General features: G+C 42.8%; 9 protein-coding genes. 3 read left to right on the top strand and 6 right to left on the bottom strand.

The genetic code is table 11. The features are described from left to right. Both mobF and HMPREF3208_RS02355 read left to right on the top strand, forming a co-directional pair. A partial coding sequence (mobF, locus tag HMPREF3208_RS02360; protein ID WP_155639953.1) for a MobF family relaxase occupies positions 1 to 2304 on the top strand: 2304 nt, incomplete at its 5' end. Between the two features lie 267 nt (positions 2305 to 2571). Further along, entirely contained in the window at positions 2572 to 4020 is a 1449-nt protein-coding gene (locus HMPREF3208_RS02355; protein WP_064347053.1) for a hypothetical protein, read from the top strand. A gap of 395 nt (positions 4021 to 4415) precedes the next feature. On the opposite strand, the gene HMPREF3208_RS02350 is transcribed toward HMPREF3208_RS02355, so the two are convergent. The 3 genes from HMPREF3208_RS02350 to HMPREF3208_RS02340 form a co-directional block, all read right to left on the bottom strand. Beyond that, the gene (locus HMPREF3208_RS02350; protein WP_155639952.1) at positions 4416 to 5108 is read right to left on the bottom strand and encodes a hypothetical protein; all 693 of its coding nucleotides are present in this window, start codon (positions 5106 to 5108) and stop codon (positions 4416 to 4418) included. Between the two features lie 110 nt (positions 5109 to 5218). After that, positions 5219 to 7009, bottom strand: coding sequence for a helix-turn-helix domain-containing protein (locus HMPREF3208_RS06750; protein ID WP_196488949.1), 1791 nt, complete (start codon positions 7007 to 7009; stop codon positions 5219 to 5221). A gap of 199 nt (positions 7010 to 7208) precedes the next feature. Continuing rightward, positions 7209 to 7658, bottom strand: a complete 450-nt coding sequence (locus tag HMPREF3208_RS02340; protein WP_016637697.1) for a LysM peptidoglycan-binding domain-containing protein — start codon at positions 7656 to 7658, stop codon at positions 7209 to 7211. 129 nt (positions 7659 to 7787) lie between these two features. Here HMPREF3208_RS02340 and lexA point away from each other — a divergent pair, with 129 nt between their 5' ends. After that, positions 7788 to 8489, top strand: a complete 702-nt coding sequence (lexA, locus tag HMPREF3208_RS02335; protein WP_032814817.1) for a transcriptional repressor LexA — start codon at positions 7788 to 7790, stop codon at positions 8487 to 8489. 318 nt (positions 8490 to 8807) lie between these two features. Here the strand turns inward: lexA and HMPREF3208_RS02330 are convergent, their stop codons facing one another. The 3 genes from HMPREF3208_RS02330 to HMPREF3208_RS02320 all read right to left on the bottom strand — a co-directional run bounded on the left by HMPREF3208_RS02330 (position 8808) and on the right by HMPREF3208_RS02320 (position 11543). Beyond that, entirely contained in the window at positions 8808 to 9287 is a 480-nt protein-coding gene (locus HMPREF3208_RS02330; RefSeq protein WP_016637699.1) for a GreA/GreB family elongation factor, read from the bottom strand. 88 nt (positions 9288 to 9375) lie between these two features. Continuing rightward, positions 9376 to 9783 carry an FKBP-type peptidyl-prolyl cis-trans isomerase gene (locus tag HMPREF3208_RS02325; protein ID WP_016638054.1) on the bottom strand — a complete coding sequence of 136 codons (408 nt, stop codon included), beginning with the start codon at positions 9781 to 9783 and terminating at the stop codon, positions 9376 to 9378. A 263-nt stretch (positions 9784 to 10046) separates the two neighbouring features. Then, the gene (locus tag HMPREF3208_RS02320) at positions 10047 to 11543 is read right to left on the bottom strand and encodes an L-serine ammonia-lyase (RefSeq protein ID WP_064347113.1); all 1497 of its coding nucleotides are present in this window, start codon (positions 11541 to 11543) and stop codon (positions 10047 to 10049) included. Positions 11544 to 11559: the final 16 nt, after the last annotated feature.

The following is an 11559-nucleotide window of genomic DNA, read 5'->3' as shown; positions in this document are numbered from 1 at the left end:
GAGCTCTACTCTCTCATCGAGAAAATGGAAAACCCTGTCACAGGTCAAAAGCTTGCGCCTCATATTAGTGTGAAGCTTGCTGACCCACGCAACCCTAGAAGTCATTCTACCGTGACAAGCATTGATGCCACTTTTGCAGCTCCTAAAAGTTTTAGCTTGTACTGGATTCTTGCTGACGAACCCACACGAAATGAACTTGATCATATATGGAATAAAGCATTAGAGGAAGCAATACACCAGTTAGAGGAAAAAGGATGCTATGGACGTGTAGGACATGGAGGCACCGCTAATGTGAAGCTTACTGGTTTTGCCATAGCAGCCTACGATCATTACACCAACCGTAATGGCGAACCCCACTACCATACACACGCTGTCATCAGTAATATTGCATTGCGGGAAGATGGTAAAGCAGTCGCACTGGATGGCCAGACTCTTCTCGCGGTTAAAGAGTCTATCAACGTGTACCATTCCCAAATTTTACGCGATATGCTACGGCGTGATATGGGGATTGAATGGGAGCAGCGACATAGCATTATAAATCCTAAAACTAAAGTCTGGGAGATGAAACAAATCCCTGACGAGCTCATACGAGCAACCAGTAGTAGAAGTTTTGCTATTGAACAAAAGCTTAATAGGCTCACACAAGAATTTATTGCGGCTAATGGGCGCGAACCTACTCGCAGAGAGCTGTCCCGATTAGAGAAAAAAGCATGGGCTACCACGAGACGTCACAAGACTGAAGACACCATGGATCTTGGCACGTCACGCGCGCATGTAGAACGTGTTGCAACAAATCTTGGTCTTGATACGCAAGAGCTCGTCATGTCTGTGCGTGCAACAAGTCAAAGTGTGTCTGTCACATTTGACCAGTTAGACAAGAATCATATCTTTGCTATTGCGAAAAAAGCACTTATCGATACTATGGCCGATGAGATAACTGTTAATATTAGTGCGGAAAAGATGACAGATGAACAGTTCCTTGAACTGTTTGAACAATATGCTGGCGCTCATAAAACAACATTCACTTATGAGCACATGTATACGAGTGCGTTAAGCCTACTCGATAACGTACCATTTGCGAGTGAAACCGATCGCGAACAAACTGCTCAATTTATCACACAACAAACTGCCCAACAGTTTACTCCTATCACATCAAAACGCTACAGTATCCCAGCTGAGCTTCTCCATGATACGCGTTATACCCACATAAATGATATGGGTGAGGTTACCAGCGTGCTGGATCGGAAAAAAGGTACACGTATTTTCGCTACGAACTCTCTTGTCCAAGCTGAAAATAATCTCACCACTCTCATGGATAGCAAGCTAGCGACAGCTTTTATCGATAAGAATATAGCTGCACGTTTGTTAGACGAATACAATACACACGCTATTCACCCTCTATCGTCTGACCAGTATGCTGCAGCTCTACGCGCATTATCTACAGAGCAGCGTATATTTAGCATCATCGGAGCCGCTGGTACAGGCAAGACCACCACGTTGAAAGCAATGAAATATGTCATTGACCATGTATACAGTGACGGTTACCTCATAGGTGCTGCCCCATCGACTCGCGCAGCAGAAGAAATGCAAGAATCTTTACAAGTCAACTGTGCAACTATTGCTGCGATTATCACAGAAGCCGAACATCATGCCGTCGAGAATCGTATCATCCGTGCCCAGCAGATTCTATCATCGTCCTCCAGTAGTGTAGAAGAGAAAAAGAGTGCGCGTGCCATACTTATTAGCAGCATGAGCATGCTCAAACAATACACAATACCAAGCAACGGTATCATGATTGTGGATGAGGCCGGTATGGCGTCTACACGTGACTTGGATAAACTATGCCAGATAGCAGCGGATAAGAATACGCGTATCCTTTTCACTGGTGATCACATGCAGCTTGCGGCCGTAGGCGAAGGAAGTGGCGCACTCTACGAAACCTATCTGAAAGGCTCCACTCATTACGCCCAGCTCAATACGCTCTTTCGTTTCCAGGATAATCATGAAGCAGACGTAACCCTCATGCTCCGCGACCAGCAGCTCACAAAACAGGGCACGTATCAAGCTATTAATGAGTATCGTGCCATGGGACGTATACATCAAAGTCGTATCGACGGTGCCATGGCAGACCAAGCTTACCAAGATACTCTCAAGGATGTAGCAGAGGGCCTCGATGCGATTTTGATGACCAATGATAACGAGACTATGAGTATGCTGAATGAACGTTTTACTCGTGATTTAATGAGTCAAGGAAAGGTTGAGACAGACTCGAGCAAGCGTGTTAAGTTCTTTCACCGCCTTTAGCATTTGCAATAGCAATTTTCATAAGCCTATGTCTCCTTGCGAAAAAGGCATGAGAAAATCATGCACTATTTATAAATCCATTCTTGATATCACATAATCAATGTGAAGAAGTGGCTGTCTACATAAAAATGAGAAAAAGAAAAATTATTGTTTGATATAAAAATAAGCCTTCATTTTTACTGATATCAAAACAATCATGTTGTATTCCTCATTACTAGGTAGAAAAAATACTTACCAGTAGCGAGAAGGATATGAGGAGAAGAGCCTATGGTCAGTGATACTGCATGGGATGTGACCGTAAATTTAAATATTCGCGATCACATACGCGTCTACACGCGGCATAAAGGGAAACTCGTCAATAGCACCCGTGAAACACTCATGCCCTCATCACGCCCTCTTGTACCCTGGGCTATTTATTTAGCATGGCAAGGAGCATACCAGTATATCGTTTTCGACCTTGACAACCACACCTCAAATCATGCTACTCGCCAGGTAGATGTAGATAGACAAGATATCGAACACCTTCTTGACCAGCAAGGTATCGATTACGTGACATGTCAATCCTCCGCGAACGGCGGGTATCATATCTGGATAGCTTCAATAGATAATATTGATGCGGACCTTGTGCGTCATCTAGCACTCTTAATGAGTCGCATCTTTACAACTCTCGACCCTACACCACTGGTAAATCCCAAGACAGGATGTGTACGCCCACCACTGAGCCCACACTGGAAAAAAGGCACAAGCCACATCATAAAAGGTGAACTTGATACACTCTACTATCCAACCACACAACAAGAGGATATAGAAAATCTTCTTGAAAAACTCTCCCAACTCAATATGCCTTCGCCAGTCTCTGAGAATCAAGGAGAGAAAAAACAACATAAAGATACACAAGGCCTGCCTTATATTCCAGGAACAATACGCCCTCTATCCCAGTACGCATCTGTTCTTATCCACACTCCCATAACAGTAAAGACGGATACATCACGCAGACTTTATCAAATCGTATGCAGTGCAATAAAAAATCATTGGCACTACAACACCCTCGTAACCTACATCGAGTCGTCTCCCCAACTGCCAGGTTTCACGCACGCGTACACTATCAATAATCATGGAACTCGCGTGGAAAGACCTGCACGAGGGGTCAATAGTATGCGCCTCATGCTCGCCCGCATGTGGAATAAAGCTTATACATACATCACTACACATACTAAAACTGGTAACGATACCGATTTCTTGACACGCAAAAAACATGTCACAACAATCATAGATGCTCTCGTTACCTGGAATATGCAGCGCAGCATACACGGCACAGGACAAGCAAGTGACCAGCGCGTGATCAATACACTCAGCTTATGGGCACTGAAAGCCAATACTCTCACCCTCCAAGCAGATTCAAGACGTATCGCACTAGCCTGTGGGTTAAGTCGCCAAGCTGTATCCAACAGCCTCACACGATTGAGAAAGCAAAAAATTATTACCCTCATCACTCCTGCATCAGGGCGTATAGCGCATGAGTATGCAATCAGCCCATATCTGAAAAAACTGGAAAAAGAGGGCAAGAAGATGGTTTGTCAGCTTATCTTGACACAAGTAAATACGCCCCCAAAGAAAACACGCTCACTGCTCTTTACGATGCACTCAGCACAATGCTCACTTCATGGCTTGGCATCACCTCTCATGATGCCTGCACACACACAGGCCTCGGCATAAGCACAGGAAATCATCTGGCTACACAACACCTTTCCCACCCCAACATCACACAACATCTCAATGAAAAAGCCCACAAACTAGGCTGTGCAGGGATAACTGCCCAGCGCGAAGCTACCTACACACTCGAGAGAGTCTTGTGGGCATGGTGGGTCAGTGAAGTAGACTACCTTTCCACCAAGGTAGAACAAAGACAGCACGGTCGGCGTCCCTATAAAGCTCATATCACACGGATAGAAGACATCATACACATGCAATATCCAAGGCAACAGACACATGAGCCAGATTATAAGAAAGCACGCAGCCTCGTACTATCCTTATCCTCATAAAATAAAACCGTACACGATAATAAAAGTCGTGTACGGTAAGAAATAACGGTATAACTGAGCTTATGAGATTTAAGCACTGCGCTTTTTTACTGCACTAGAATGACGCACTGGTTGAACAACAATATTATGCAATACTTCTAGACTAGTAGAAGGGATACGCCGCGACTGAAAAGCGGTAACGCACACCTTCTTCAATGCGCGAATCAGTGCCATATCCGGATGATAGCTTGTTACCTTACGTACGAGTATGCCCCATTCATGAGCCGAATATTTACTACGATAACGCTTGCCTATACGCGTTAAAATGCTCAGGGTATCCTCGATAGCATTTGCTGTAAGAGGTAAATCAAGCTCACTAATAATGATACGGTTAAGTTCCTCTAAATCATAATGCTGCTCATCAATACCGTACATGCGTTGTGCAGTATCTGTTTCTGGCATTTGTATGACACGGGCACCATCCGTGAGTTCACGCGCATACTCACTTAAAGCATTAAACGCTGTCACATGCATCCAACCCGCCGCCATTTGAGCGAGTTCGTCATCATTTTTGACTTTCAAATACTCAGACTTCCAAGCAATCATGATACGACGCAGAGCAATCATCTGAAGTGTATCTAATGACTCTCCTGTAGCCTTGAGCCAGCGCGCACACGTGGCTGTAATATCAACCTTCTCGACAATACGGAGAATTCTTTCTTGAACATCTAAAGTCAGAAATACCGGTATCGTATTATCCATTAATGTGGTAGTGTGTTTCATGGTGGTAGTCTCAATCCGCTATTTTGTTCAAGTTCCAAAAAAGATAGATGGTATTTTTGCTGGGGCTACCACCTTTTCTTTTTGACTGAGTGAGTTCTCAAAATATCCTTTTACCATTGATTCATCATGAGATCATTAATATCCTCTTCGCTTGAGATAGCGTCTACATGATCTTGATACGTGTCATGACTCATTACCGTAGACATAGTGTCAGGGTTATCAATACGATCTTTTAGCCTAGTCAAGCTTGCAATACGATCCTCAATACTCAATAACAAGTCTTGTTTCACACTTTTAGGGATGACATTCATGATTTCAGGGATAAAAGAAATACAATCATCAATTTCCATGAAAGCTTTGAGCTCATCCATGAGAATATTACCGATTTTGCGTGCTTGTTCTGGTTTGAAATCTTTCACCCCATCAAGTAAGTTACGCCCAATCGAACCAATATTTGAGACAAGCTCCTGCATAGTTAAGGATTCACAGCGACGTTCTTCATACCAATGCATATGTAAGCGTTGAAGACTACTCATGCGGTTATACACATCCGGTGGAACAATTGTCCACCCGTTTGCAGTATCTAGCACATCCATCGATAGTGTCTTCTGGTCATCGTGACCAGAAGATGCATTGCCTTCTTGATTATGCGTCGTCAACGCTTGTACTGCAGAAGGAGTAGTGGACTTTACTGATGAACTCTCACTGCTATCAGTGTTCTGTCCTGGAGTAAATCCAAGCGCATGATCAAGAAGCATATTAGAGCGAGATTCTGTAATCATACGCTTGAGTTTGGAAAGATGATAAGAAATATTAGACTGCTTCTGCCCAACAATCTGAGCAATCTCGCTCACAGTAGTTTTTGAGAAGCTCTCATCGGCCATATTTAAGAAGGAGCGATCAGCTTGCCCCTCGCCATCAACCCAGCTCTCTAAGCTTACCGGACTAATCATGCATGCCACAATATGGTTAACAGTGACAATCGCTTTACTATCGCTATGATGGTGGTAAGAAGGGTCAGACCAACCTTGAGGAGATAAAAGAAAATCAAGACCTTCCAAGGATATACCCAATTGGAGAGCAAGAGCACCATGCGATACAGGATGCTCAGGATCAAGCTGCATACGACGTGCCTTAACAAAAAGCTGAGTCACATGATTATGAAATTCTTCCCCCTTGCGATCATAACGCTGATACGCATCAGCCATATCCAATACAGACTTCACGGTATTAAAAGGAGTGTGTGTCTCCTGCTCAATATCACGAAGACTCCTTCCTTTTAAAACATGAAGATAGGAAAATTCAAGAAAATCACGAACAAGAGACTTATCATCACGCTTATTCGCATATGATTTTCCGTCCATTGACAGTGACTTCTGGTCACGGTGACCAGAAGAAGCAGAGTGTACAGGTGGCAACTGAGTTGCCACCTGTACAGGCATATTCTTTATATCTTTGTTGATTGTTTGATGAGAAACTCCGAGGACGGATGCGATAACACGGTTAGAAAAACCACCCATAGACTTCAATGAGCGAGCAACTTCGCCTCGTGCTTCACGAACATGTCCCAACTGTTCCATGTTGAGTTCAGACTTCACGTAATCTTCAGCAGATTTATAGCCAAGAATAGCCCATGCTTCACCAGAAAGCGCCGTATTTAATGCAATGCAGAAGTCTGCAACATTATTGTTAGCAAGCTCTACGCTATCAATCGTTGTGACAAGTTTTTCGCGCAACTGTTGCGTAGTAGTATGTGCCCAATTCATTTGAGCATCAGGATTAAGAGAGCGAATCTCTTCCCGTTTTTCCTCGTCAAACTGGAGAGCTGCGGAAGGAGCATTAAACGTTACAAGATCGTTGACGTTATCATCTGGGTTGGTTAAAATATTAAGTACTTTCATCAAAAGACTCCGCATTGTTTCTTGATGAAAAGGCTTATTCGATAGCTCAGAGGTATTGCTCTGAGCTATCTTAATTTTTAGGAAAGGAAAGATATTAAAATTTGTGGCTTTGTAAGAGATTAGTTAGGAAACCCACGTATTCATAATTTCCCTTCTCATGATTTCCCCCATTCATACATTGTTGCATCAGTATAATCAATTACCTAGCATCAACTACCGGAACATTAATAGACTGTCCGATTTCCAAATCCGGCGAAGAAAGATGATTAAGAAGAATTAATCGTTCAACATTATCCGAAATATCACCATCACGAGGAGTAATAGCTTCAGCATAACTCCACAGCGTATCTCCTGGTCGAACTGTGTAAGTCACATATTTTTCTGGAACAGCAGAAATAGCCATCCGCGGCATGCATAGTGCGCAGATTGCAATTGCTGCTATCAATAACGGTAACATACGAAATATCAAATTCTTATGAGCATGTTTTACAGCATTACTAATCCTGTGATTAGCATATTTAGTTTCGCATCTATCAGCCAAAACTACAGCACGATAACTATTATGTAATAACGCACTCATTGTCATCTTTCCTCCACCTTTAGCGAATTGAACATTTGTTCTATCGAACAGGTGTACTAATAATGACACATTTGTTCGTAAGTTGCAATGGCGTGTCGAACAGATGTTTGATTTTTTTCAAAAATGCGTTATTATATACATAACGAAAGGAGTATCATGAGCAACGAGGACACACATACAGGCAACAAAGACGCCCGTATTAACAGCATTACCAAAGTGCCACTTACTGAACGTCAGCGCAATATCGTTAATGCAATTCAACGTAATCTCAAAACCCATGGTTATCCTCCTTCTTTCCGCGAAATAGGAGAAGCAGTCGGACTACGTAGCCCATCATCTGTCAAACATCAACTACGTGCTCTCGAAACAAAAGGCATTTTGCGGATTAATGCAAATAAAGGTCGTGCAATCGAAATTATTGAAGACGCAGCAACTGATACTACAAGTAGTGATACTTCCCATAGCAATACCGAAAATATCTCAAAGGCTGCCAACATCAGTATTTATGAATCTGATGCACTCATCAACTCTCGAGACGTGCCGTTAGTTGGTCGCATCGCTGCCGGAGTACCCATTACAGCTGAACAACATGTCGAAGATGTTATGCGTCTACCAGAACGCCTTACAGGTAGTGGCAATCTTTTTATGCTTGAAGTACATGGAGACTCAATGATTGATGCCGCTATTTGCGACGGAGATTATGTTGTTGTGAGAGAACAGCATGAAGCAGTAAACGGAGACATTGTTGCTGCATTATTAGATAACGAAGCAACTGTTAAAACTTTTAGAAATGACCACGGTCACGTGTGGCTCATTCCGCACAATCCAGCTTACTCTCCTATTGACGGCTCACACGCGACTATTATGGGAAAAGTTGTTACAGTATTGCGAAAAATCTAACAAATACGTAACTGCTGAACAAACAATAAAATTTAACGCAATCAGGTGCAGCATACCATTAGCACAGAGAAGCAAAACAGCAGAAAATATAAATTGCAAATCATAAAAACAAATTCTAAAATTCTAAGATACAAAATTTTAAACCCAAACCCTAAAGAAATCTCCCCACCTATTCACACACGAATTAGGTGGGGAGAACAATACTTACCTCAGCTACTGCAAAATTAACTATAATCTGCTCTTATTGAAAAAATAACACACAAACTAACGTTAACGACAAAATACAGCAAAGCATCTTGGCAAGATTATGAAACTTACTTACGCAAGTGGATGCGAATCCTTAATTGTCACTGAAATTTCACGTCCATTTGGAGCCGCATAGCTAACAGTATCTCCAGTATGAGCACCCATAATTGCTGCACCAATTGGCGACTCAGGGCTAATAACATCGTACTCTGTAGCAACAGCAATATCTCGAGAACCAAGAACATAGGTCATCTCACGGCCAGCCAGTTCCAGTGTTACTAATGATCCATTACCAACACTGCCATCCTTAGGAGCTTCAAGAATCTTCGCATTACGAAGCTTCACAATAAGCTCATTAATGCGTCCTTCATTCTTACCTTGCTCTTCACGTGCAGCTTGATAGCCACCGTTTTCCGACAAATCACCTTCAGCACGAGCTGCAGCGATTCGCTCAGTAATTTCATCGCGATATTCACCTTCACGATGCGCTAACTCTTCTTTTAATTTATCGTACGCTTCCTGCGTAAGCAGAATAGTTTTTTCTTCAGCCATTGTTACCTCCTTATCCAACGATCTCCTATAAGGATACAAACTCTATACGAGCAATAATCCATATTCACAAATAAATAAATACGCTTCATTAACGAGTTGAAATAATATCAACAACAAACACTAAGGTATCACCACCACCAATGCCTGCCTGCGGAACACCACGAGAACCGTAGCCATACTCAGGTGGAATCGAAATCAGTAAGCGAGAGCCAACATTATGTCCTGGAACCGTGCGATCCCAACCCTGAATTACTTGACCAACACCAATACCAAAGCTAGCTGGAGTATGGCGAGCAAAGCTAGAATCAAACGGCTGCTCAGCACCCCAAACAACGCCGTGATAATTCACAGTTACGGTGTCACCAGCACGAACCACTGGACCATTACCTTCAACCAACTCAACAACTTTTAGCCCAGCTGGCGGTTCAGATGCTGGGAACGTCACCGTTGGCGTCGTGCCAAATTCTGCAATCACTTCTGGCATATCCTGTGCCATATTGCCTCCTTTACAAACTTCCAAACAGTATAATCTGAAATAGTATAACATCTGCATAGGTGACTACATAAAAATTTCATAGCCACATCCTGCATTACTACATGAGCACTTCTCCAGATTTGTAAGTAACCAAACCAGCAAGCACCACTGAGATTAATACTTCTGAGATTAACCTGTCCTAGATTAGCACTGAATCATTACGGTCGCACATACATATAATATATTGTGCATAACTTCATGTAAATATCACTCGTAATCACAAATTAGCATTCAACAACGTTAACAGCTAATCCACCTTTTGAGGTTTCTCGATATTTCGACATCATATCATGACCAGTTTCTTTCATCGTCTTAATCGCCTGGTCAAGACTTACCATATGCGAACCGTCCCCCAGCATGGCCATGCGTACAGCGTTAATTGCAGTATTCGCAGCCATAGCATTACGCTCAATGCACGGAATTTGTACTAATCCACCAACCGGATCACAAGTCAATCCTAAATGATGCTCTATGCCGATTTCTGCAGCATTTTCAACCTGCTCAGGAGTACCACCTAATACTTCACATAGTCCTGCTGCAGCCATTGAACAGGCTGAACCCACTTCACCTTGGCAACCAACTTCAGCACCCGAAATCGAAGCATTGCGCTTAAATAAGTAGCCAACAGCACCAGCAGCAAGCAAAAAACGTACAATTCCATCTTCATCAGCAGAATCAACAAATCGCCAGTAATACTGTAATACCGCAGGAATAATGCCTGCAGAACCATTCGTTGGAGCAGTAACAATACGTCCACCACCAGCATTCTCTTCGCTCACTGCAAGCGCAAAAAGATTTACCCATGCAGAATCCGAAGTTTCCAAAGCCGCATCTGCACGTCTACGATTATTGCGAAGCATGTCTGAGTTCGCTGCAAGACGCTCATACATGCGAGGCGCTCTGCGAGGCACATCCAACCCGCCTGGCAAAATCGCCTGCTTTGAATTACAGCCATTTTCGACACATTTGCTCATAACATTCCAAACGTGTAACAAATAGTTACGTACGTAGTCGGCATCACCTTCATGCAATGCAAGCTCGTTTTGCCACACAACATCGCTTATTGACATATGCTTTTCGCGACAAATATTTATAAGCTCGTCGCAAGAAGTAAAAGGATATGGTACCGTGGAATCTTTTGTTTGTTTTGAAATGCTTTCTGTATTTTTGCTATTACTTTCGCTATTACTTTCGCTTATATCACTCTTATTTGCGTTATTTTCATCCTGCTCAGTGACTCGCTCATGCAACCCAACCATTGCGTCGTCTGCATGACCTTGACGCACAAATCCGCCGCCAATTGAATACCATACTTGCTCATCAATGTTATTTCCGTCAACATCCGTTGCGACAAAACGCATTCCGTTAGGATGCACAACCATACGCTTCCATTTTTCAAAAATTACGTCTTTATCGTAATCAAAAGCAATTGTATGCTCTCCAGCAAGCGTCAATGCTTCAGTTTTTTGACATTCTTCACGAATTGTAAGCATATGGTTAGTATTTACATTGTCGGGAAGATTTCCTTCAAGCCCTGCAACACAAGCACGATCAGTTCCGTGACCAAGACCGGTTAGAGACAATGAGCCATAAAGCGTCACTTTTACGTGCGCAACTTTTTTAAGATTACCGCTTTGTTGTAATGAAGTAACGAACGCATAAGCTGCACGCATAGGACCAACCGTATGCGAAGAACTAGGACCAACTCCAACTGAAAACATTTCTAAAATACTGAAC

Origin of the sequence: Gardnerella vaginalis (assembly GCF_001546485.1) — a bacterium.
GTDB classification, from domain to species: domain Bacteria; phylum Actinomycetota; class Actinomycetes; order Actinomycetales; family Bifidobacteriaceae; genus Bifidobacterium; species Bifidobacterium vaginale_D.
This window is presented reverse-complemented; position numbering and strand designations above follow the sequence as displayed.